This window comes from Tabrizicola thermarum, from assembly GCF_003574395.1.
GTDB classification, from domain to species: Bacteria; Pseudomonadota; Alphaproteobacteria; order Rhodobacterales; family Rhodobacteraceae; genus Tabrizicola; species Tabrizicola thermarum.
In genome coordinates this window covers 65,371-88,377 of record NZ_QMJY01000077.1, presented here as the reverse complement: position 1 = coordinate 88,377, position 23,007 = coordinate 65,371, and the positions used below count along the sequence as shown (strand labels likewise).

The following is a 23,007-nucleotide window of genomic DNA, read 5'->3' as shown; positions in this document are numbered from 1 at the left end:
GGATATCATCACCCCTTGTCGATGAGAGCGGGATCGGGTGTCAAGATCGCCCATTTCAGGCCGAAGGGATCGGCCAGAAGGCCCCAGGTATCCCCCCAGAACTGGCGCTCGAACGGGGCGACGACCGTGCAGCCCGCCGCCATCGCCCTATCCCACCAGTCCTGCCCGTCGGGAACCACCAGTTGCAAGTGGCCCTGCGGCATCGGGTTGCCGGTCGCAGCGACGCTGGACATGCCCTCCTCGTCAGTGAGCATCAGCGCACCGCCGTTGATCTCGACCTGGACATGCATGAACTGGCCGGGTCGCCCTTCGAAGGGCATCCGCCCGATGTCTCTGGCACCGAAGGCCTTCATGTAGAAGTCCGCCGCCGCCCCCGCCTGGCCGGGCAGGGCGAGATAGGGGATGACCCCATGCATGATCCGATCCTCGGGACGATAGCGCTGGTCTGCGGACGCGTCGTTCATCTGGCCCTCCCCGGTCAGAAGCTGCCGGTGCGCAGGGCGCCGGCGGGCTTGTAGGTTGATAGGATGACGCCGGAAGGCGTCGCCTTGCTTTGGATCAAGGTCAGCTCGCCTGGGCGGACCAGGTCAGAGAAAATCCGCTTGCCGCGCCCGATCATCACCGGGAACACCATCAGGACCACCTCGTCCGCCAGCCCTTCGGCGATCAGCATGGGTGTCAGCGTCGAACTGCCCCAGACGATCAGGTCCGGCCCGTCGCCCGCCTTCACCCGCGCGATGCCCGCCGCGATGTCGGCCCCCAGGCTTTCCGCCGGCCCCCAGTCCAGACTTTCGGGCCGGTGCGTCGCCACATGTTTCCGCGCGCCGTTCAGGCTGTCGGCCATCGGCCCGGCCTGCCTTGGCCAGTATCCGGCGAAGACGTCATATGTCTTGCGGCCCAGGAGGAGGTCGAACCCCTGCCCCTGCGCCCGGTCGATGGCGGCGCCTGCCTCGTCGTCATGAAACGGGAAGGCCCAGCCGCCGAAGTCGAACCTGGCGTCCCGGTCCTCCTCCGGCCCGCCCGGCGCCTGGATGACCCCGTCCAGCGAGATGTGCTCGATGATCCTGACGGTCCGCATCGCGTCACGCCACCGCCGCGACGGCGGCCTCGATCGCGGCGATGTCGATCCGCTTCTGCTGCATCATCGCCGCCATCGCCGCCCCGGCAACCTTCCGGTCGCTGTGCAGCGTCAGCTCGGTCAGCCGCCTGGGAAACACCTGCCAGGACACGCCATATCGGTCCTTCAGCCAGCCGCACATGCTCTCCGCGCCCCCATCCGCCGTCAGCGCATCCCAAAGCCGGTCGCTTTCCGCCTGGGTCCCGGTCTCGACGCTGATCGACACGGCCTCGGTCAGCTTGAAGTACGGCCCCGCGTCGAGGATCCGGTATGGCACGCCCCCCAGCAGGAAGTCCGTGACCGACGACTGCCAGCCCTGCCTGCTGTCGAAGGCGAAACTGCGCTCCACCCGGCTGTCGGGGATCAGACTGCAATAGAAGGCGGCGGCTTCCGGGCCGCGGCCATCCTCGAACCAGAGACACGTGCGGATGCTGTGGGTCATTGGCTCCTCCCTTTGCCGAAGGAACCTTACATACCAATCGGTATGTAATCAAGCCTGATCTGCGGCCCTCAGCCCATCCCGCCCGCGATCAGCCGGTCGGCCAGCCGCAGGTAGGGCTCGGCCAGCGGGCCATCCGTTGCGGCAATCGGCATGCCGCTGTCGCCTGCCACCCGCACATCCAGCGCCAGCGGAAGCTCCCCCAGGAACGGCAGGTCCAGCCTTGCCGCCTCGGCCGCCACCCCGCCATGGCCGAAGATATGCGCCTCATGCCCGCAGTTCGGGCAGATGTAGGTGGACATGTTCTCGACCAGCCCCAGCACCGGGGTCTTCAGCTTGGCGAACATGTCCAGCGCCTTGCGCGCGTCCAGAAGCGCCACGTCCTGAGGCGTGCTGACAACGATCGCCCCCGTCAGCTGCGTCCGCTGGCACAGCGTCAGCTGCACATCCCCCGTCCCCGGCGGCAGGTCGACGATCAGCACATCCAGCTTCCCCCAGGCCACCTGCCCCAGAAGCTGCTGCAAGGCCCCCATCAGCATCGGACCGCGCCAGACCACGGCCTCGTCCTCCTTCAGCATCAGCCCGATCGACATCATCGTCACCCCATGCGCGACCAGAGGTTCGATGGTCTTGCCGTCGGGGCTGGAGGGCCGCTTCGACACCCCCATCATCTTCGGCTGGCTCGGCCCGTAGATGTCTGCGTCCAGAAGCCCGACCTTCCGCCCCCGCCGCGCCAGCGCCACCGCCAGGTTCGACGCCACCGTCGATTTTCCCACGCCCCCCTTGCCGCTGGCCACCGCGATGATCCGGTCGATCCCCGAAATCCTTTGCGGCCCGCCCTGCTGCGGCGTCGGATGCTGCCCGATCTTCAGCGTCGGAGCCTTCGCCGCCGGCCCATGCGCCGTCATCACCACCTGCACCGAAGTCACCCCCGGCAGCGCGCGCAAGCGCGCCTCCGCCTCGGCCTGCGCCGAAGCCAGCGCGCGCGCCTCCTCGGGCGTCGCCGCCTCGATCACAAAGCGCACGACGCCCCCCTCGACGCTCAGCGCCCGAATCAGATCGCGGCTGACAAGATCGCCGCCGCCGGGGTGCCCGACCCCCGCCAAGACGCCCATCACCTGGTCCCGATCCACTGCCATCGTTTCAACTCCGCTGAAGATTTGCACTAAGGTCGTAGCGTTTCGGCGCAAGGGCAAGGTCCGTTGACCAGATGCTCAAAATTTCGGCGAAGACCTTGGGAAATCATGACATTTCCGTGACGTCAGTCATGCGCATGCTGCATGGCAGCATTGCTGCGGCCCGCTATTGTGCATCTGCAGCAATCGGACCATGTTACCCCTAACAGCGCGACAGAACGTTGCTGACCGAACTGAAGAGGCTTGAGTGACATGGCTTATGCAAACACCACTTCCATCGCCCGCAAGGGTTTCGCCGACCGCCTGGCCTTTGTGAAGGACGCCGTCCTGACCGCGATCGCCCAGCGCCGCGTCTATGCGCAGACCGTGGCCGAGCTGAATGCCCTGACCGACCGCGAACTGGCCGACCTCGGCATCTCGCGGCTTCGGATTGCCGAAATCGCCCGCGAGGCCGCCTACGGCAAGTAAGAATTCGTGAGGTCCCCTCCTCCTCCCTGGGACCGAAGCGATACGCGGCGATGCCCCTCCTCCTCCCTGGGCATCGCCGCCCCTATCCGGGGCCAGACAGCCCCACAAGCATCGGATGACCCACCTCCTCCCGGGTCCTCTGGTAAAGCGGCGGCGCCTTCCCTCCTCCCTGGCGCTGCCGCGCAAATCTCCGGGCCGCAAGGTCCGATCTGAAATCCGGGGCCCTCTCCTCCTCCCTTGGGTCCTGTGATCCCGCGGCGATGCCCCCCTCCTCCTCCCTGGGCATCGCCGCCCCCATTCCGGGCCGAAGGGCCCAGGCCATCGGGCGCCCACCCTCCTCCCGGGTTGCCTGGTACATGCGGCGGTGCCCCCCCTCCTCCCTGGGCACCGCCGCGCTGAATTCCGGGCCGCAAGAGGCCCGACCGGTATCGGGCGTCCCATCCTCCTCCCGGGATGACCGACTTTGCGGCGGCTCCCCCCTCCTCCTCCCTGGGAGCCGCCGCCCTTTCCCCCCTTGCGGCCCGAAAGCTGGCGCGGAATAGTCCGCCGACCGGATCATCCGGCACGCCCAGGGGACAGGATGCGCCTTTCCATGATCTCGGCCGCGACCGTGGCAGCCCTGGTGGGCTATGCCTCCTCGGTCGCCATCCTGCTGGCCGCCGCCACGGCGCTTGGCGCGACCCCGGCGCAGACGGCAAGCTGGCTTCTGGCGATCAGCCTGGGCAAGGCCGTCGGCTCCGCCCTCCTGTCGTTCAGATCGAAGGTGCCGGTCGTCCTCGCCTGGTCCACCCCCGGCGCGGCCCTGATCGCCGCAACCTCCGGCATGACCTTCGCCGAGGGCGTCGGGGCCTTCGTCACAGCGGGCCTCCTGATCGCCGCAACCGGGCTGATCCGCCCGCTTGGCGCCCTTGTCGCCCGCATCCCCGACGGCATCGCCGCCGCCATGCTGGGCGGGGTCCTCCTGCCCTTCTGCCTGAAAGGTGCCACCGCCGCGCAAGGCGCCCCCGCCCTCGTCCTGCCGATGGTCGCGGTCTTTCTGATCGTCCGGCTCTGGAACCCGGCTTTCGCCGTCCTTGCCGCCTTCGCAGCCGGGATCGTGCTGGCGCTTGCCACCGGATCGGACCTCTCCGCCGTCCACCTTGCCGGGCCCCGACTGGAACCCGTGGCCCCCGCCTTCCGTCTGTCGGTGATCCTCGGCCTTGGCCTGCCGCTCTACCTTGTGACCATGGCCTCGCAGAACCTGCCCGGCTTCGCCACCCTGCGGGCGGCGGGCTATGAGCCGCCCGTCAGCGCCGCCCTGACCACGACCGGGGTGATCTCCACCGTCACCGCCTTCTTCGGCGCGCACACTGTCTCGATGGCCGCGATCACCGCCGCGATCTGCCTTGGCCCCGATGTCCACCCGGACCGCGACCGCCGCTGGCTGGTGGGCCTCGCCTATGCCCTGGCCTGGACGCTCCTCGGCCTGCTCAGCCCGACGGTCCTCGACCTGATCGCCGCGTTGCCGTCCGAGGTGGTGGCCGCCCTCGTCGCCCTCGCGCTTCTGTCGCCCCTGACCGGGGCGCTGACCGGCGCTTTCGCCCAGCCCGACCAACGCCTGCCCGCCGCGCTGACCGTTGTGGTCACCGCCTCGGGCCTGGCCGCATTCGGCATCGGGGCGGCCTTCTGGGGGCTGGTCGTGGGGCTTCTGGTCTGGGGCCTTGACCGTCTGAAGCCACGCCAGGCCTGACCGCTCCTCGTTCGACTTCGTCTCTTCGTCGCATGGGTCGGCCCCGCGAGGAGAAGCGAAGCGCACGACGAGCCGCCCGGCGCGAAATTCCTAACAATTCCCTAACGCCCACGGCCAACTCCCTGAAATCCCTCACCTTCCAAAACGCGCCGCGCGCGGCGCACCCCCTTCCCACACCCGCCCCGCCCCGCTATCCTCCCCCCGTCCAACCAGCGAGAGGCCCCCCATGCAGACCATGCTCGGCGTGATCGGAGGATCGGGGGTCTACCAGATCGACGGCCTTGAAGGGGCCAGCTGGGTGAAGGTCAAGACCCCCTGGGGCAAGCCCTCGGACGAGGTTCTGGTCGGCCGCCTGAACGGCCTCCCCGTGGCCTTCCTCCCCCGCCACGGACGCGGCCACGTCCACTCCCCCACCTCCGTCCCCTACCACGCCAACATCGACGCCCTGAAGCGGCTGGGCTGCACCGACATCCTCGCCGTCTCGGCCGTCGGCAGCCTGCGGGAGGAGTTTGAGCCCGGCCACTTCGTCCTCGTCGACCAGTTCATCGACCGCACCACCCAGCGGGCCCCCAGCTTCTTCGGCCCCGGCTGCGTCGCCCATGTCAGCCTCGCCGACCCGACCTGCCCGCGCCTCGGCGCGCTGGCAGTTCAGGCCGCCCGCGCCGCAGGCCTGAGCGTCCACACCGGCGCCACCTACCTGTCGATGGAGGGCCCCCAGTTCTCCACCCGCGCGGAAAGCCGGATGTACCGGACCTGGGGCGCCGACGTGATCGGGATGACCGGCTTTTCCGAAGCCCGCCTCGCGCGCGAGGCCGAGCTCTGCTACGCCTCGCTCGCCATGGTCACCGACTACGACTGCTGGCACGACAGCCACGGCGCGGTGGACGTGGCGCAGGTGATCGCCGTCGTCCAGGCCAACGCCGCCGCCGCCCGCGGCCTTGTCGCCCGCCTGCCCGCCCTCCTGAGCCCCGACCGCCAGCCCTGCCCCCACGGCTGCGACCGCGCCCTCCAACACGCCATCATGACCGCCCCGGAAAAGCGCGACCCCGACCTTCTTGCCAAACTCGACGCCGTCGCCGGACGCGTCCTTTGAGAGACCCCAGATGACCCCGAAAAAGACCGTCAAGGACTACATCCGCACCATCGTCGACTTCCCGCACGAGGGCATCCTCTTCCGCGACGTGACCACGCTTTTCGCCGATCCGCGCGGCTTCCGCATGTGCGTGGATCAGCTTCTGGCCCCCTATGCCGGCCAGCGGATCGACAAGGTCGCGGGGCTGGAGGCGCGGGGCTTCATCCTTGGCGGGGCCGTGGCGCATCAGCTCTCCACCGGCTTCGTGCCCATCCGCAAGAAGGGCAAGCTGCCGGGCCAGACCATATCCCAGGCCTACAAGCTGGAATACGGCGAGGCGGTGGTCGAGGTCCACGACGACGCGATGCAGCCCGGCGAGAAGGTGCTTCTGGTCGATGATCTCCTTGCCACCGGCGGCACCGCCGAGGCGGGCATCCGGCTGATCGAGCGCCTCGGGGCCGAGGTCGTCGGCTGCGCCTTCGTGGTCGATCTGCCCGATCTGGGCGGCCGCAGGAAGCTGGAGGCGATGGGCATGGATGTCCACGCCCTCTGCGCGTTCGAAGGGCTGTAAGGCCGAAGAACCGGGGACAGCGGAGGTCTCGAAAACTCCGGCCCGATCTCTTCGAAGAAATCGGCGGCGCGCGGTGGGCAGGCCGGACCGCGTTAACCTTGCCGAAAGAGAATCACCCTAGAACAGGGTTTGTCAGGGCCACCCACCCTGGCCGCGCTTCTACCCAAAGCGTGTTCCACACACCCCCCAAGCACCCCGTCGCAGGTTTCCTGCGGCGGGGATGTTCTTTGTCCCCGCCCGACCTGCCCAGGCGAGGAGCAGCGCAGCCGACGACGAGCGGCCCCTCAGCCCAGGACCGCCCCCGGGTTCATGATGCCCATGGGGTCCAGCGCCGCCTTGATCGCGCGCATCGCCGCCAGCTTCCCCGGATCGCCATAGCGCGCAAGGTCCGCAACCTTCAGCCGCCCGACCCCGTGCTCTGCCGCGACCGACCCGCCCAGGCTGTGCACCAGGTCATGCACCACCCGCTTCACCTGGTCCCGCACCCCCTCATGCTCGGCCTTCCCGTGACCGCGTTCGGGAAAGACGTTCCAGTGCAGGTTGCCGTCGCCCAGATGCCCGAAACAGTTCACCCGGAACGCCCCCAGCCCCGCGATCGCGCGCGGCGCCGCCTCGATGAACCCCGGGATTGCCGACAGGGGCAGCGAGATGTCATGGCTCGACACCGCCCCCACCTTGCGGTTGGCCAGCGGAATGGTCTCGCGCAGCGCCCAGATCGCCGCGCCTTGCGCCTGTGACGTGGCGATCACCCCGTCCGTCACCAGCCCCGCCTCCGAGGCCGCCGCATAGAGCCCCGCCATCGTCGCCTCTGCCTCCAGCCCGGCGGGCAGTTCCAGTTCCAGAAGCACCAGCCACTCCGGCACCGGATCGAAGGGCGGGCGCAGGTCGAACCCGGTCTCTTCCAGAAAGTCGAAGCCCATCCGGTGGATCAGTTCGAAGGCCGAGACCATCCCCGCCGCCCGGTCACCGCACAGCGCCAAGAGATCCAGCGCCGCCGCAGGCGAGGGCACCGACACCAGCGCCACCACCCGCGCGGCGGGCTGCGGGAACAGCTTCAGACTGGCGGCGGTAATCACCCCCAGCGTCCCCTCGGACCCGATCAGCAGATGCCGCAGATCATAACCCGCATTGTCCTTCCGCAGCCGGCTCAAGCCGTTGAAGACGCTGCCGTCGGGCAGCACGGCCTCCAGCCCCAGGCACAGATCCCGCGCATTGCCATAGCGCAGGACGGCCGTCCCCCCGGCGTTCGCGGCAAGGTTTCCCCCGATCCGACAGCTGCCCTCGGAGGCCAGCGACAAGGGGAACAGCCGCCCGACCTTCGCCGCCTCGGCCTGCACATCGGCCAGGATCATCCCCGCCTCGACGACCATCGCGTTCTCTTCCGGCCAGACCCCGCGCAAGGCCGCCATCCGCTCCAGCGACATGAGCAGCGGCGCCGGCCCCGAGGTCATGATCTGCCCGCCGACCAGGCCCGTGCCCCCGGACCACGGGATCACGCCGACCCGCGCCGTCGCACAGGCCCTTACAATCGCCGCCACCTCCGCGGTCGTCCGCGGCCGCGCCAAGACACCCGCCTGCCCGGTCCACCGCCCGCGCGGCTCTTCCAGATGCCGCGGTTCGGGCGCCGAGAGCACCCCTTCGGGCAAGTCCCGGGCAAGACGGTCGATGAATGCGCGATCGCAGGGGTTCAGCATCGGGGGGCCTCCTTGCGCCTTGCTAGCCTGCACAGCCAGCGGGGGCCAGAGATCAGTCGATATAGGCCGGCTCCAGCACCATGATCGTCGGCTGCGACGGCAGATTGCCCAGCGACAGCGCGATCTGCGCCCCGCCGGTCTCGACCACGGTGAACTGGCCCTGCATGTCGGACAGGAAGGCGTCCAGCGATCCGCGACTGAACCAGTGCATCGGAATCACCACCGAGGACCGCAGGCGCCTGACAACCCCCGTCATGTCCTGAAGCCGCATCGTATAGCCGCCGTCCACCGGCACCATCACCACATCCAGCCGCCCGATCGCGGCATATTGCGCGTCCGTGGGGATCTGGTGCAGATGGCCAAGATGGCCGATACACAGCCCCCCGGCCTCGAAGATGAAGATCGAATTGCCGTCCCGCCGCGCGCCCTCGCCGAACGGCCCGCGCGTGTCGGTGGTGACGTTGCGCACCAGCATCGCGCCCAGGTCCAGCCTGTGGTCGGCCGGACGTCCGGTTTCGGGCCAGCCTTTCAGCACATGGGGGATGCGCGGGTCGGGTGCTGCGGTCCAGTGCGTCGAATGGGCATTGTTCATCGTCACCACGTCCGGCACCAGATCCGCCGAGCCAAGATAGCCCGTGTAATCCGTCACCGCGACCGTGCCGTCCGCCGTGACGATGGCAAAACTTGCATGATCGATATAGCGGATGAGGACCGCGTCCGGCTCCAGCCCGTCGTGAAGCGCCACCGGAACCACCGCGGGCTCCGCTTGCGCCAGCGCGATGCAATGCGACGTAATCCGATCCTGCCCCCAGGCCGGGGCGGCAAGCAGGGCAAGGGCGGCAAGCAGACGCATCGGTCACCTCCGGGATCGGGCAAAGGGTAACCCGGATTGCGCCCGGGTCACGCCATGCCCGGATCACGGATGCGCGAGCATGGCCACGGCGTCCAGCCTGCGCAGATTCCGCGCGGTCGTCGGCGAAGGCACAAGCCCTGGCAGCCGCTCCGCGAGGTTCGGGCGCCCATGGCCCCCCGGGCATATGCAGGCGCGACCCGATGTGTCAGGCATTCCCCGGCAGGGCCAGCGCCCGCGCCGCCGCCCTCAGCCGCCGCCCTCAGCCGACGTCGGTCCGCCCGCGCCGGTCGCTGCGCAGGTTGGCGTACAGCACATGGTTGCGCCAGCGCCCGTTGATCTGAAGGTAGCTCTGCGCCACGCCTTCGTATTTGAAGCCGCATTTCTCCAGCACCCCTCGGCTGGCGACGTTCTCGGGCAGGCAGGCCGCCTCCAGCCGCGACAGGTCCAGCCGGGTGAAGGCATGATGCGTCAGCGCCAGGATCGCCTCGCGCATGTAGCCCTGCTGGGCGAAGGGGGCGCCGATCCAGTAGCCGAAGGTCCCGGTCTGCGACGGCCCCCGGCGGATGTTGTCCAGCGTCAAGGCGCCCAGAAGCTGCTGGTCCGCGCGCCGGATCAGCAGCATCGGCAGCGCGGTGCCCTGCGCCTCGGCCCGCTGCGCCCAGTAGACCCGGTTGGTGAAGGCGCGGCGCGTCAGGTGGTCGTTCGACCAGACCGGCTCCCATTTCACCAGAAACTCGGCCGAGGCCTCGCGCAGTTCGGACCATTGCCGCCAGTCGCCATGCTCGGGCAGCCGCAGCGTCATCCGCTCGGTCTCGACCCGGACGCGGCGCTTCAGTCCCAGCATCAGCCGCCCAGACCCCTGCGGACCTCGTCGATGCCCGGCGCCTTGGCCACCGGCCCGTAGATCGCCAGCGCCGACCGTGCCGCCGCAAGATCCGCCGCATAGCTTCGCACCGCACCGGTATCCACGGCGTCGATCTTCGCCACCGCTTCGGCAACCGCCGGGATGCGGCCCCAGATCGACAACAGCCGGGCGTTGCGTTCCGCGCGGGAGGACGGGCTTTCCAGCCCCATGAGCAGCCCCGCCTTCAACTGCGCCCGTGCCCGCGCGACCTCGGCCTCGCTCATGTCCTCGGCGGCGCGCTTCAGCTCGTCCACCGTCAGGCGAGTCAATTCCCCGATCTCGTCCTCGGAGGTGCCGGCATAGATCGTCACCTGCCCGGTATCCTCATAGGCGGCGGACTGGGCGTGGATCGAATAGCACAGGCCCCGGTCCTCGCGGATCTTCTGGAACAGGCGGCTGGACATGCCGCCGCCCATCGCGGTCGCATAGACCTGCGCGGTGTAGACCCTGTCGTCGCGGTAGCCCGGAGCCTCGAAGGACAGGGCGAAATGCACCTGCTCCAGGTCCTTCACCTCGCGCCGCTCGCCCCCGATGAAGCGAGCGGGTTCGACCTTCGACCGGCCCACGGGTTTCAGCCCGCCGAAGATCCGCTCTGCCGCCGCGACGATGGCATCGTGGTCCACGCCCCCCGCCGCCGACAGGATCATCTGGTCCGGCCCGTAATGCGCGCCCGTGAAGCTCTCGAAATCCGCCTTGCGGAAGCTGGCCACCCGTTCCTCCGGCCCCAGGATCGTGCGTCCGAAGGGCTGATCGGGATAGCTGACTTCGTGCAGCCAGTCGAAGATGATGTCGTCGGGCGTGTCCAGCGCCTGGCCGATCTCTTGCAGGATCACATGGCGCTCGGTCTCGATGTCGGCCTTGCGGAACAGGGGGTTGAGGACGATGTCCGCGATCACGTCCAGCGCCATCACCACATCGCCCGACAGGACGCGGGCGTAATAGGCCGTCATCTCGCGGCTGGTGTAGGCGTTGATGTAGCCGCCCACATCCTCGATCTCCTCGGCGATCCGCAGCGCCGACCGGCGGCGGGTGCCCTTGAAGGCCATATGCTCCAGGAAATGCGCGATCCCGTTCTGTTCGGGCCGCTCGTGCCGCCCCCCGGCCTCGACCCAAAGGCCCACGGAGGCGGATTGCAGCCCCGGCATCGCCTCGGTGACGATGCGGAATCCGTTGGGCAGGGTGTGCAGGCGTTGGGTCAAGATTGGATCCAGAAGTTCGGTCGGCTCGCCCGGTGATACATCCCCGGCGCGGGCAGGAAAAGGGGCGCACGGGACGCCTTTTGGCGCGCCTTCGGCGTCTCGTCGGACGGCGCGACCGCAGCGAGGAGGGACGAAGTCACCGACGAGCGATCCGGTCGCGCACCAGCGCCTGCAAGGCGCCCAGGTCGTTCGGCACCCGCGTCATCCGTTCCGGTTTGTCGAAGAGGTCCGCCATATGCGGCGGCAGGCCGGGCCGGATGCCCGTGGCGCGTTCCACCGCATCGGGGAACTTCGCCGGATGCGCGGTTGCCAGGGTAATCATCGGGGCCCCGCCCAGATGCTCCTCGGCCACCTTCACCCCCACGGCGGAATGCGGGCAGAGAAGCTCCCCGGTGGTCTTGAAATGCCGCGCAATCACCGCCAACGTCTCGTCCTCGTCGCAGCGGCCCGAGGCGAAGGTCGCCCGCAGGGCCTCGATCGCCCCCTGGCTGATGCGGAAGCCCCCCGCCTTCAACTCGCCCATCAGCGTCGCCACCGCCGCACCGTCCCGCCCATAGGCGTCGAACAGCGCGCGTTCGAAGTTCGAGGAGACCTGGATGTCCATCGACGGGCTGATCGAGGGCTTGACCCCGTTCGTCCGGTATTCTCCCGACCGCAAGGCCCGGTCGAGGATGTCGTTCTGGTTCGTCGCAATCACCAGCCTGTCGATGGGCAGTCCCATCTGCCTGGCGATATAGCCCGCGAAGATGTCGCCGAAGTTCCCCGTGGGCACGGTAAAGCTGACCGCGCGGTGCGGCGCACCCAGCGCGCACCCGGCGTAGAAATAATAGACCACCTGTGCCAGGACCCGCGCCCAGTTGATGCTGTTCACCCCCGCCAGCCGCACGCCATCGCGGAAGGCGAAGTCGTTGAACATATCCTTCACGCGGGCCTGGCAGTCGTCGAAGTCCCCGTCCAGCGCCAGCGCATGCACATTCGCCTCGGACGGAGTCGTCATCTGCCGCCGCTGCACCTCGCTCACGCGCCCATGCGGGAAGAGGATGAACACATCGACGTTGGCGAGGCCCCGGAACGCCTCCATCGCCGCCGAGCCCGTGTCGCCCGAGGTCGCGCCGACGATGGTGATCCGCTCGCCCGTCCGCGCCAGCGCCGCCTGCATCATCTGCCCGATCAGCTGCATGGCAAAGTCCTTGAAGGCCAGCGTCGGCCCGTGGAACAGCTCCAGCAGGAAATGGTTCGACCCCAGCTGCACCATCGGCGCGCGGGCGGCGTGGTGAAAGCCCTGATAGGCACGGGCGATCAGCCCCCGGAACTCATCGTCCCCGAAGAATCCGCCCAGATAGGGCCGCATCACCTTGAACGCGACCTCTTCATAAGGCGCCCCCGCCAGCGCGGCGATCTCGGCCCGGGTCAGCACGGGCACCGTTTCGGGCACATAAAGCCCGCCGTCGCGGGCAAGGCCCGTCATCATCGCCTCGCCGAAACCCAGAACCGGAGCCGCACCGCGGGTCGAGATATACTGCATCATGTCGCCTTCACACCTTCCGCGTCCTGATACGCCACAGCAGGAACCCTGTCATCCCCGCCCAGGTCGCCGCGAGCAGGAACCACTGGATCGCATAGCCCCAATGGTCGTTGGGTATACCCGAAGTGTCCACCGGAACCGGCGCGATCCCGTCACCGGTTGGCTCACGCGCGACAATCAGTGTCGGTTCCGTTCCCAGCTTCCTGGCCATCGCGGGCACGTCGCGCGCGAACCAGAGCCCGGTCCTTTCGTCGGGGGGCGGCGTGAAGCTGTTGGTGTCCTGCGGCCAGTGCAGGTTGCCCTCTACCCGCGCCTCGTGCGGCGCGCGCGGAACCGACCGCAAGTCATCCTCGATGAAGCCGCGCTGCACCATGATCCGCCGCCCCCCGCCCAGATCGAAGGCCTCGATCACCAGCACCCCGGGACTTGCGCCCTTCTGGCCCGCCAGCACCTCCAGATATTCGCCCGTGAACCGCCCCTCGGCCACCACCGCCTGGAACTTGTCGCGGGCTTCCTCCGGCGCGGCAGGCAGCGGGATGGGGGCATTGCCGATCCGCGCCTCGATCTCGTCCAGATAGACCCGCTTCTCCTCCATCCGGCGCAACTGCCAGAAGCCGAGGTTCAGCAGAACCGCGACCCCGACGATGCCCATCAGGACGGGAAAGGCGTAACGGCGCATGGCGACCCCCGGAAATGAAAGCGCAGGCCCGAAGGCCCGCGCCAGGTTCGGTCAAAGGAGATAGGTCAGCCCTGGCCCCAGACGTAGACGGTGGCGAACAGGAACAGCCAGACCACGTCGACGAAGTGCCAGTACCAGATCGCAGCCTCGAGACCGACATGCTTTTCCGGGGTGAAATGGCCCTTGTAGGCGCGGATCAGGCAGACGGTCAGGAAGATCGTCCCGATGATGACGTGGAAACCGTGGAAGCCCGTCGCCATGAAGAAGGACGCGCCATAGATGTTGCCCGCGAACCCGAAGGCCGCGTGGCTGTATTCGTAGGCCTGCATGAAGGTGAAGACGATGCCCAGCGCAATGGCCAGGATCAGGCCGTTCTTCAGATCCCTGCGGTTGTTCTCGTGCACAAGGGCATGGTGCGCCCAGGTCGCGGCACAGCCCGACAGAAGCAGGATCAGCGTGTTGATGAAGGGCAGGTGCCAGGGGTCGAAGGTCTCGATCCCCGCGGGCGGCCAGACGCCATCGACGGCCGGGGATTGCGGCCCCATCGGATAGAGGCGGTGCTTGAAGAAGGTCCAGAACCAGGCCGCGAAGAACATCACCTCGGACATGATGAACAGGATGAAGCCATAGCGCAGCCCGATCCGCACGACCGGAGTATGGTCGCCGACCTGGCTTTCGTGCACCACGTCGGACCACCAGGCGTACATGACATAAAGCACGCCGGCAAAACCGATCAGGCCCATCCAGGGGCCCGAACCGTGCATCCACAGGACCGCGCCGAACAGCATCACGAAGCCTGCGACAGCCCCCATCAGGGGCCAGATCGATGGCGGCAGGACGTGGTAATCGTGGTTCTTTGCGTGGGCCATGGCCGGGATTTCCCTCGTTGTCTGGTCTTCAGTTCACCGCGGATGCGTCGTCCGCGGCGGATTGCAGGGCTGCCTGGTCTTCGGGCAGCGGCGTTTCGTGGAAGGTATAGCTCAGCACGATCTCGTGCACAAACTTCGCGTCCGGGTCATCGACCATCGTCGGGTCGACGAAGAATGTCACCGGCATCTGCACCGTCTCGCCCGGTTGCAGCACCTGCTCGGTGAAGCAGAAGCACGCGATCTTGGTGAAATAGCCGCCCGCCGTATCCGGGAACACGTTGAAACTTGCCGTGCCCGCGATCACCCGGTCGGTCGGATTGTGCGCCTCGTAGAAGGCCAGGCCGGTCTCGCCGATGCGGATGTCCATGCTGCGGGCCACGGGCTTGAAGGTCCATGGCATCCCGGCCTCCACGCTGGCGTCGAAGCGGATGCGCACCTTCTGATCCAGGATCTGGTCCGGGGCGACCTCGGCCACCTGTGGCGTGCCGCCGTAGCCCGTCACCCGGCAGAACCAGTCGTAGAAAGGCACGGCGGCAAAGGACAGACCCAGCATAGTCAGGGCCACGACCACCAGTTGCGCGGCGGTCCGGTTCGGTCCGGTGAGACGCGGGAAGATCATGGTTTGGCCTCCTGTTTCGGAAGCATGGCCGGCTGGAACGTATGGTCATACCCCTGCATCGGCTCGCCGCGCTTGACCTTGACCACGGTCAGCGCAAAGACCAGCGCCACGAAGGCCGCCAGCGTCAGCCCGACCCCGAGGTTCCGGCTGAACCGGCGCTTGTGCAGGTCGTGTTCCGGGCGGAATGTCATCCTACCAGCCTCCCAGTCCGGCGGACTTCAGCGCCGCTTCCACCAGGAAGGCCGCGAAGTGCAGGAAAAGATACAGCAGCGAGAACCGGAAGAACGCCTTCTCGACCGCGTATCTGTCGGCCTCGGCCACGGCTTCGTCGCGCTTCCAGATGCGCCAGGCTCCGATCACGAACCAGGCGTTCAGCGCGACGGCCACCGCCAGCGTCAGCGGCCCGCCGATCGAGGTCAGCGCCGCCCCCAGGGCCACAGGCACAAGAAGAAGCGTGTAGACCAGGATATGGGCCCGCGTCGCCTTGCGGCCATGCGTCACCGTCAGCATCGGCACGCCTGCGGTGTGATAGTCTTCCTTCATGAACAGCGCCAGCGCCCAGAAATGCGGCGGGGTCCACATGAAGATCAGGCCGAACATCAGACAAGCCTCGACCGAGACGCTGCCCGTCGCCGCCACCCAGCCGATCATCGGCGGAAAGGCCCCGGCCGCCCCCCCGATCACGATGTTCTGCGGCGTCGTCCGTTTCAGCCACATGGAATAGACGACGGCATAGAAGAAGATTGTGAAGGCCAGCAGCGCCGCCGCGACCCAGTTGGTCGCCAGCCAAAGCATCACGACGCTGATCCCCGACAGGCCCAGACCCACCGCCAGCGCCTCGCCCGCCTGGACGCGGCCGTCCGGCACCGGACGCCGCGCGGTCCGCTTCATCACCGCGTCGATGTCGGCATCCCACCACATGTTCAGCGCGCCGCTGGCCCCTGCCCCCAGCGCGATGAACAGGATCGCCGCAAAGGCCTCGACCGGGTGCAGCCCGACCGGCGCGACCAGAAGCCCGACCAGCGCCGTGAACACCACCAGCGACATCACGCGCGGCTTCAGAAGCTGGACATAATCGCCGAACCCCGGCTCATGCGGGGTGGCAGTCGCGCCCTGATATGCGGTTGTGTCGCTCATGCTTGTTCCATTTCAGGCGGGTCGGCCCGACCGTCCGGCCGGGCCGCACCCGGAAGGCTGGCCGAAGGCTCAGTTGTTCGCGGCGACCCTGGTTTCGGTCGGCTGGGCCAGATGCGACAGCTGCACATCGCCCGCCTTGGCCTTTGCCAGCCACTCCGCATAGGCCGCCTCGGAGACGACCTTCACGGTGATCGGCATGTAGGCATGCATCTGCCCGCAGATCTCCGAGCACTGGCCGAAGTAGATGCCTTCCCGATCCGCCTTGAACCACAGCGCGGCGGTGCGGCCCGGGACCGCGTCCTGCATCACGCCGAAGGCCGGGATCTTCCAGGAATGGATCACGTCGGTCGCGGTCACCTGCACCACGACGACCTTGCCCACCGGAACCACGACCGCCGTGTCGGTGGCCAGCAGGAACTGCTCTTTCGAATAGCCCGCCTCCTTCAGCTGGGCCTCGACCTCGGGGGTCAGCATGTTCGCGCCGCCGGTCGCCGGAGAGCCGATCATGTAGCTGTCGAAGGCAATCCCCTCGTCCACATATTCGTAAGACCAGTACCACTGGTTGCCCGTGGCCTTGATCGTCACGTCGCCCACCGGAATTTCCTGCTGCTTGAACAGGATCGGCAGCGAGAAGGCGCCGATGAAGACCAGGATCACGATCGGGATCAGGGTCCAGGCCACTTCCAGCGGGCTGTTGTGGGTAAAGCGCGCCGGGGTCGGGTTGGCGCGGCGGTTGAACCGGACCATCGTGTAGATGATCAGCGAGGTCACGAGGATGACGATGCCGGCGATGATGTAGTTTATCATCGTGTCCAGCCAGACGATGTCATGCTTGAGCTCGGTCCCGGAGGGCTGAAAGCCCATCCCGCCCGGCTGGGGCTGGCCGATGATTTCAAGGGCCTGCTGTGCAAGGGCCTGCCCAGCCACGAAAGAGGTCAACCCTGCCGAGGCGATTCCGCCGATCACGTTCGAAAGACGCATGTTTTTGTTCCCGTTCACGTCGCGACTTTTCGCCGCTTTCCCGGAACCCCGATCCGACGGTCGGAATCCCGATGTTTCCCTTGGTCCTCAAACCATATTAGCTTGGCCGCGACAAGCAAAACCGACGCGACAAATCCGCGCTTGCCGTCGCGCCCAAGGCCCAGGGATGATGCCCGTGTCCTTCGTCAAGCTGACCCTCGTCACCTTCGGCCTGGTCTATGCCGTGGCCCTGTCGGGGATGTATGCCTTCCAGCGCGACCTGCAGTATTTTCCCACGCGCCGCGATCCTGCGCCCGGGGCTGTCGGGCTGACCGGCGTGACCCCCGTCACCTTGACCACGCCCGATGGCGAGACGCTGGTGCTGTGGCAAAGTCCGGCCACCGGCGACCGGCCGACCATCCTTTTCCTGCACGGCAACGCGGGCGAGATCGCCGACCGTGCCGACCGGCTGGCCTTCTACCAGGCGCGCGGATACGGCACGGCGTTTGTCAGCTGGCGCGGCTATGGCGGCTCCTCCGGGCGGCCTACGGAAGCCGGGCTTCTGATCGACGCCAAGACCGCCTACGACCATCTGCGCGCGCAGGGCCTGCCGCCGGACCGCATCGTCCTTGTCGGCGAAAGCCTCGGCACCGGCCCCGCCGTGATGACCGCCGCCGCGAACCCCGTGGGTGCCGTGATCCTCGAGGCGCCCTATTCCGCCGCCGTCGACATCGCCCGCCGCGCCTATCCCTGGGCCCCGGTGGGCCTCTTGATGAAGGACCAGTACCGCTCCCGCGACCACATCGCCGCGATCAACGCCCCCCTCCTGATCCTGCACGGCGAGGCAGACCGGGTGATCCCGCAGGGCTTCGGCAAGCGCCTGTTCGATCTGGCCCGCGAACCGAAGACCTTCCTGTCCCTCGGCCCCGTCGGCCACGAGGCGCTGTTCTCGCCCGCCACCTGGGCGCATGAGGTCGAATTCCTCGACCGGACCACAGGTCCTTGACCCTGCCCCCGCTCCGGCCCATCTCTGACGCCTGACCTGACGAGGCCCCCATGACCGACGCCCCCTTCCGCCCCTTCGACACCCATCTGGACGAGGCTGCCGCCCTTGCCACCCTGCGCGCCGCGACCGACGGGGCCGACGATGGCGAGCTGTTTCTCGAACGGCGCCGGGCAGAATCGATCGTGCTGGACGACGGCCGCATCCGACAGGCGACCTATGACGCCTCTCAGGGCTTCGGTCTGCGCGCGGTGAGGGGTGAGGTCGCAGGCTACGCCCATTCGACCGAGATCACCGAAACCGCGCTGCGCCGCGCCGCGGAAACCGCCCGCCTTGCGGTGGGCGCCGGTGGCGGCACCCTCGCCCCCCCGCCGCGCGGCACCAATACCCGCCTCTACCGCCCCGACGACCCGATGGCCGATGCCGCCTTCCCGGTGAAGATCGAGCTTCTGCGCGAGATCGACGCCTATGCCCGGGCCCTTGACCCCCGCGTGGTGCAGGTCTCGGCCACCCTCTCGGCCAGCCTGCAAGAGGTCGAGATCCTCCGCCCCGAAGGCACGCGTCTGTCCGACATCCGCCCGATGGCCCGGATCAACGTCTCGGTGATGATCGAGGAAAACGGCCGCCGCGAACAGGGCGGCATGGGCAAGGGCGGGCGGCACGGGCTGGCCGAGCTGATGGCCCCCGAGACCTGGAAACCGATGATCGCCGAGGCGCTGCGCATCGCGCGCGTCAACCTCGGCGCCGTCGAGGCCCCCGCCGGCGTGATGGACGTGGTCCTCGGCCCCGGCTGGCCCGGCATCCTGCTTCACGAAGCCATCGGCCACGGGCTGGAGGGCGACTTCAACCGCAAGGAAACCTCGGCCTTTGCCGGGCTGATGGGGAAACAGATCGCCTCCAAGGGCGTGACTGTCCTTGATGACGGGACGATCCCCGACCGGCGCGGCAGCATCTCCATCGACGACGAAGGCACGCCTTCGGGCAGGAACGTCCTGATCGAGGACGGCGTGCTGACAGGCTACATGCAGGACCGGCAGAACGCGCGGCTGATGGGTGTGGCGCCCACCGGCAACGGGCGGCGGGAAAGTTTCGCCCATATCCCGATGCCGCGGATGACCAACACCTACATGCTGGCGGGCAAGGACGACCCGGCGGGGATCGTGGCCTCCCTCAGGGACGGCATCTACGCCGTGGGCTTCGGCGGCGGCCAGGTGGACATCACCTCAGGCAAGTTCGTGTTCAGTTGCACCGAGGCCTACCGCGTCCGCAATGGCGTGGTGGGCGAGGCGGTGAAGGGTGCCACCCTGATCGGCGACGGCGCGACCGCGCTGAAGGGCATCCGCGCCATCGGCAACGACCTGTCGCTCGACCCCGGCATCGGCAACTGCGGCAAGGCCGGGCAATGGGTGCCGGTCGGCGTCGGCCAGCCGACCCTTCTGATCCAGGGCCTGACCGTGGGCGGCGCTGCGGCCTGACCGAGGGCGCAAGACTTTTCGAAAAGTCTTGCAAAATCCTTCGAAGGATTTTGGCCCCTACCGCCCGAACTTGCCCTTCAGGGCCTCCGCGAACGCGTTCCCCCCGCCCTGCGGCCCGCTCTGCATCGGCCCCCGCACCGGCTTCTGCGGCCCCGGCCCCCGCTCGCGCACCTGATCCTTCGCGCTCGCCCCGCCATCCGATTTCATCGTCAGCCCGATGCGCTTGCGCGCCACGTCGACCTCGACCACCCGGACCTTGACCACATCGCCCGCCTTCACCACGGCATGCGGGTCCCTGACGAAGCTGTCCGACAGCTGGCTCACATGCACCAGCCCGTCCTGATGCACGCCGATGTCCACAAAGGCCCCGAAGGCCGCGACATTGGTGACGGTGCCTTCCAGCACCATGCCGGGCTTCAGGTCGGTGATCTCGTTCACTCCGTCGGTGAACGTCGCCGTCCTGAAGCTTGGGCGGGGATCGCGCCCGGGCTTCTCCAATTCCGCCAGGATGTCCTTCACCGTCGGCAACCCGAACCGGTCATCCACGAAATCGGCCGGGTTCAGCCGCTTCAGCACCGCCCCGTCGCCCATCAGGCTGCGGATGTCCCGCCCGCAGGCCGCGACGATCTTGCGCGCCACATCATAGGCTTCCGGGTGCACCGACGAGGCATCCAGCGGCTCGGGCCCGCCGGTGATCCGCAGGAACCCCGCCGCCTGCTCGAAGGCCTTCGGCCCCAGCCGCGCGACCTTCAGCAGATCCTTGCGCGTCGCAAAAGGACCGTTCTGATCGCGATGCGCCACGATGGCCTCGGCCAGCCCGGGCCCCACGCCCGACACCCGCGCCAGCAGGGGCGCCGAGGCGGTGTTCAGGTCCACCCCCACCGCGTTCACCGCATCCTCGACCACCGCGTCCAGCGACTTCGCCAGCCGGTGCTGGTCCACGTCATGCTGGTACTGCCCCACGCCGATCGCCTTCGGCTCGATCTTCACCAGCTCGGCCAGGGGGTCCTGCAAGCGCCGCGCGATGGACACCGCCCCGCGCAACGACACGTCCAGATCGGGAAACTCCTTCGCCGCCAGTTCCGAGGCCGAATAGACGCTCGCCCCGGCCTCCGAGACCACCACCTTCACCGGCTTTTCCGGCCCCGGCAGCACCGACAGCAGATCGGCCACCAGCTTTTCCGTCTCGCGGCTGGCCGTGCCGTTGCCGATGGCGATCAGCTTCACCCCATGCTGGCCGATCAGCCGGGCCAGCGCCATCTGCGCGCCCTTCACATCCATTTTCGGCTGGAACGGATAGACCGTATCCGTCGCCACGACCTTCCCCGTCGCATCCACCACCGCAACCTTCACACCCGTGCGGATGCCGGGGTCAAGCCCCATCGTGGCCTTCCCCCCCGCAGGGGCGGCCAGGAGCAAGTCCTTGAGGTTCCGCGCGAAAACCCGGATCGCCTCGGCCTCCGCCGCCTCGCGCAGCTCGGCCATCAGGTCCAGCGTCAGGCTGGTGCGGATCTTCACCCGCCAGGCCCAGGCCGCCGCCTCGCGCAGCCATTTGTCGCCCGGACCAGAGCCCCCTGCACCGACCGCCGCCCCGCAGGCGCGCTCCGCCGGGCTTTCCCCGCGCGGCGCCTCGGCATCGACCTCCAGGTCCAGGGTCAGCACCTCCTCGTTCCGCCCCCGGAACATCGCCAGGGCCCGGTGGCTCGGCACGCGCGAGAACTCCTCGGCATGCGCGAAGTAATCCGCGAACTTCGCCCCCGCCGCCTCTTTCCCCGGCACGACCTTCGCCACCAGCCGGCCCACCTTGCGCATGTGGTCGCGCAGGCGCCCCAGCAGCGAGGCATCCTCGGCCAGCCCCTCGGCAATGATGTCCCGTGCCCCCTCCAGAGCGGCCTTGGCGTCGGGGAAGCCCTCCGACAGGAACCCGCCCGCCAGCACCGACGGATCGGCTGACCGATCCGCCAGGATCGCATCCACAAGCCCCTGCAACCCCGCCTCGCGGGCGATCATCGCCCTGGTGCGGCGCTTGGGCTTGAACGGAAGGTAGATGTCCTCCAGCTCGGCCTTCGTCACCGCCCCGGCAATCGCCCGCGCGAGGTCCTCCGTCAGCTTGCCCTGCTCGGTGATCGACGCAAGTATCGCCCCCCGCCGCGCCTCCAGCTCGCGCAGATAGGCCAGCCGTTCCTCCAGTTTCCGCAGCTGGCTGTCGTCCAGGCCCCCCGTCACCTCTTTCCGGTAGCGTGCGATGAACGGCACCGTGGCGCCCCCGTCCAGAAGCGCCACCGCCGCGCTGACCTGCTGGGGCGAGGCGCCGATTTCCGTGGCGATCAGGCGGGCGATCTGGGGAGAGTCAGACGTCGGGCTCATGCGAATCCTCAGGACTTGGGGCGGGCACCTTAGCCGCCGACCGGATCAGGGTGAACCCCGCCTGCCGCGCGCGGATCCCCGCCTGCCGCGCGCGGATCAGAGAGCGGGCCGCTACCGCGTCCGGGCCGGGCTTTGCCCGAACCGCTTCCTGTAGGCCTTGGAAAAGCTGGACCGCGAGTTGAACCCGGTCGCCACCGCCACCTCGAGGATCGACAGCGTCGTGTCCGACAACAGGTCCCGCGCCTCTTCCAGCCGCAGACCCAGGTAATAGCTCTTCGGGGTCTCCTGCACGACGGCCCGGAAAATACGCTCCAGATGCCGGGGCGACCGGCCGAAAACACGGGCCAGCGCCTCGCGGTCCAGCGGAGTCGCAATATTCGCCTGCATCGCCGCGATCACCCGGGCCACCGCCGGATGCCGGGCCAGCATCGGGGCAGGATAGACCTTCTTCTGCGTCGCGCTCGCCTCGCGCCGGCGCGAATGCAGGCACATCTCGGCCACCGCATCGGCCAGCTTCTGCCCGTGGTCGCGGGCGATCAGCGCCAGCATCAGGTCCACCCCCGCCTCGCCCCCCGCGCACGAGAAATGCCGCGTGCCGATGACATAGATCTGCTCCAGCGGTTCCACGTCGAACAGCTCGCGATAGGCCGGCCGGTTCTCCCAATGCACCGCCGGGGCGTCCTCGCCCAGCAGACCCGCCCGCGCCAGCGTATAGGCCCCGGTGCAGATCGCCCCCAGGCCCCCGCCCTTGCGGGAATGCTCGCGCAGCCAGGCCAGCACGCGCTTGTCCGCCGCCTGACTGGCATCGGTTCCCGAACAGACGATCGCCGTCGTCTCGCGGCTCAGCGGCTCCAGCCCCTGATCCACCTCGACCCGCACCCCGGCCGAGCTTTCGACCGGTCCGCCATCCATGCTGACCAGACGATAGCGATACAGCGGCTGTTGCGTCAGCTGGTTGGCGATCCGCAGCGGGTCGATGGCCGAGGCGAAGGCGAGGAACGTGAACCGCGGCAGCACCAGAAAGGCGAAGTCGCGGGTGACGACCGGCCCCTCCAGCCGGACATGCGCCACCCCGCGCGGGATGACGGCACCGGACCGGGCGCGGCCCGGATCGCGGTCGGCACGGGTCATCGGCGGGCATCCTTCGGTCCGGGAAAAATGCGACATGCCCGCTTCTGTGCCTCTGCGCGG

Annotated in this window: 23 protein-coding genes; 6 read left to right on the top strand and 17 right to left on the bottom strand. The window is 68.3% G+C overall.

Going from position 1 to position 23,007, the window contains the following annotated elements:
* Positions 1-8 precede the first annotated feature (8 nt).
* From D5084_RS12070 to D5084_RS12055, 4 genes are all read right to left on the bottom strand, one after another.
* The gene (locus tag D5084_RS12070; RefSeq protein ID WP_128515744.1) at positions 9-464 is read right to left on the bottom strand and encodes a VOC family protein; all 456 of its coding nucleotides are present in this window, start codon (positions 462-464) and stop codon (positions 9-11) included.
* A gap of 14 nt (positions 465-478) precedes the next feature.
* Positions 479-1,078: a dihydrofolate reductase family protein gene (locus tag D5084_RS12065; protein WP_128515743.1), complete on the bottom strand. Its 600-nt coding sequence runs from the start codon at positions 1,076-1,078 to the stop codon at positions 479-481.
* A 4-nt stretch (positions 1,079-1,082) separates the two neighbouring features.
* Positions 1,083-1,559 (bottom strand): VOC family protein, encoded by a 477-nt coding sequence (locus tag D5084_RS12060; RefSeq protein ID WP_128515742.1) that lies wholly within the window; start codon positions 1,557-1,559, stop codon positions 1,083-1,085.
* 68 nt (positions 1,560-1,627) lie between these two features.
* Positions 1,628-2,695, bottom strand: coding sequence for an Mrp/NBP35 family ATP-binding protein (locus D5084_RS12055; RefSeq protein WP_128515741.1), 1,068 nt, complete (start codon positions 2,693-2,695; stop codon positions 1,628-1,630).
* A 249-nt stretch (positions 2,696-2,944) separates the two neighbouring features.
* Between D5084_RS12055 and D5084_RS12050 the strand changes: the two genes are divergently transcribed.
* From D5084_RS12050 to D5084_RS12035, 4 genes are all read left to right on the top strand, one after another.
* The gene (locus D5084_RS12050; RefSeq protein ID WP_128515740.1) at positions 2,945-3,160 is read left to right on the top strand and encodes a DUF1127 domain-containing protein; all 216 of its coding nucleotides are present in this window, start codon (positions 2,945-2,947) and stop codon (positions 3,158-3,160) included.
* Positions 3,161-3,740: 580 nt separating this feature from the next.
* On the top strand, positions 3,741-4,889 hold the full coding sequence (locus tag D5084_RS12045; RefSeq protein WP_128515739.1) for a benzoate/H(+) symporter BenE family transporter: 1,149 nt from the start codon (positions 3,741-3,743) through the stop codon (positions 4,887-4,889).
* 226 nt (positions 4,890-5,115) lie between these two features.
* Positions 5,116-5,982, top strand: a complete 867-nt coding sequence (locus tag D5084_RS12040; RefSeq protein WP_128515738.1) for an S-methyl-5'-thioadenosine phosphorylase — start codon at positions 5,116-5,118, stop codon at positions 5,980-5,982.
* A 10-nt stretch (positions 5,983-5,992) separates the two neighbouring features.
* On the top strand, positions 5,993-6,532 hold the full coding sequence (locus tag D5084_RS12035) for an adenine phosphoribosyltransferase (protein ID WP_128515737.1): 540 nt from the start codon (positions 5,993-5,995) through the stop codon (positions 6,530-6,532).
* A gap of 284 nt (positions 6,533-6,816) precedes the next feature.
* Here the strand turns inward: D5084_RS12035 and D5084_RS12030 are convergent, their stop codons facing one another.
* The 11 genes from D5084_RS12030 to coxB all read right to left on the bottom strand — a co-directional run bounded on the left by D5084_RS12030 (position 6,817) and on the right by coxB (position 16,992).
* The gene (locus tag D5084_RS12030; protein WP_128515736.1) at positions 6,817-8,226 is read right to left on the bottom strand and encodes an FAD-binding oxidoreductase; all 1,410 of its coding nucleotides are present in this window, start codon (positions 8,224-8,226) and stop codon (positions 6,817-6,819) included.
* Between the two features lie 52 nt (positions 8,227-8,278).
* Positions 8,279-9,079 carry an MBL fold metallo-hydrolase gene (locus D5084_RS12025; RefSeq protein WP_128515735.1) on the bottom strand — a complete coding sequence of 267 codons (801 nt, stop codon included), beginning with the start codon at positions 9,077-9,079 and terminating at the stop codon, positions 8,279-8,281.
* A gap of 259 nt (positions 9,080-9,338) precedes the next feature.
* Positions 9,339-9,923: a GNAT family N-acetyltransferase gene (locus D5084_RS12020; protein ID WP_128515734.1), complete on the bottom strand. Its 585-nt coding sequence runs from the start codon at positions 9,921-9,923 to the stop codon at positions 9,339-9,341.
* The gene (locus D5084_RS12015) at positions 9,923-11,182 is read right to left on the bottom strand and encodes a M16 family metallopeptidase (RefSeq protein ID WP_128515733.1); all 1,260 of its coding nucleotides are present in this window, start codon (positions 11,180-11,182) and stop codon (positions 9,923-9,925) included. The genes D5084_RS12020 and D5084_RS12015 overlap by 1 nt, the downstream gene beginning before the upstream one ends.
* Before the next feature lie 136 nt (positions 11,183-11,318).
* Entirely contained in the window at positions 11,319-12,707 is a 1,389-nt protein-coding gene (gene thrC, locus D5084_RS12010; protein WP_128515732.1) for a threonine synthase, read from the bottom strand.
* Positions 12,708-12,717: 10 nt separating this feature from the next.
* Complete coding sequence (locus D5084_RS12005; RefSeq protein WP_128515731.1) at positions 12,718-13,386, bottom strand: SURF1 family protein; 669 nt, start codon at positions 13,384-13,386, stop codon at positions 12,718-12,720.
* Between the two features lie 65 nt (positions 13,387-13,451).
* A complete protein-coding gene (locus D5084_RS12000) occupies positions 13,452-14,255 on the bottom strand; it encodes a cytochrome c oxidase subunit 3 (protein ID WP_128515730.1) in 804 nt (267 codons plus the stop codon).
* A gap of 28 nt (positions 14,256-14,283) precedes the next feature.
* The gene (locus D5084_RS11995) at positions 14,284-14,874 is read right to left on the bottom strand and encodes a cytochrome c oxidase assembly protein (protein WP_128515729.1); all 591 of its coding nucleotides are present in this window, start codon (positions 14,872-14,874) and stop codon (positions 14,284-14,286) included.
* Complete coding sequence (locus D5084_RS11990; protein ID WP_128515728.1) at positions 14,871-15,065, bottom strand: cytochrome c oxidase system small membrane protein; 195 nt, start codon at positions 15,063-15,065, stop codon at positions 14,871-14,873. Before D5084_RS11990 ends, D5084_RS11995 begins: the two co-directional genes overlap by 4 nt.
* A 1-nt stretch (position 15,066) precedes the next feature.
* Complete coding sequence (gene cyoE, locus D5084_RS11985) at positions 15,067-16,011, bottom strand: heme o synthase (RefSeq protein WP_128515727.1); 945 nt, start codon at positions 16,009-16,011, stop codon at positions 15,067-15,069.
* Positions 16,012-16,080: 69 nt separating this feature from the next.
* Positions 16,081-16,992, bottom strand: a complete 912-nt coding sequence (coxB, locus tag D5084_RS11980) for a cytochrome c oxidase subunit II (protein WP_128515726.1) — start codon at positions 16,990-16,992, stop codon at positions 16,081-16,083.
* Positions 16,993-17,167: 175 nt separating this feature from the next.
* On the opposite strand from coxB, the gene D5084_RS11975 reads away from it, so the two are divergent.
* Together D5084_RS11975 and tldD are read left to right on the top strand one after the other, a co-directional pair.
* Positions 17,168-17,977, top strand: a complete 810-nt coding sequence (locus D5084_RS11975; RefSeq protein ID WP_162302428.1) for an alpha/beta hydrolase — start codon at positions 17,168-17,170, stop codon at positions 17,975-17,977.
* A 50-nt stretch (positions 17,978-18,027) separates the two neighbouring features.
* Positions 18,028-19,449 carry a metalloprotease TldD gene (tldD, locus tag D5084_RS11970; RefSeq protein ID WP_128515724.1) on the top strand — a complete coding sequence of 474 codons (1,422 nt, stop codon included), beginning with the start codon at positions 18,028-18,030 and terminating at the stop codon, positions 19,447-19,449.
* Between the two features lie 57 nt (positions 19,450-19,506).
* Here the strand turns inward: tldD and D5084_RS11965 are convergent, their stop codons facing one another.
* Positions 19,507-21,816: a Tex family protein gene (locus D5084_RS11965; protein WP_128515723.1), complete on the bottom strand. Its 2,310-nt coding sequence runs from the start codon at positions 21,814-21,816 to the stop codon at positions 19,507-19,509.
* A 111-nt stretch (positions 21,817-21,927) separates the two neighbouring features.
* Positions 21,928-22,947 carry a GlxA family transcriptional regulator gene (locus D5084_RS11960; protein WP_162302427.1) on the bottom strand — a complete coding sequence of 340 codons (1,020 nt, stop codon included), beginning with the start codon at positions 22,945-22,947 and terminating at the stop codon, positions 21,928-21,930.
* Between the last annotated feature and the right edge of the window lie 60 nt (positions 22,948-23,007).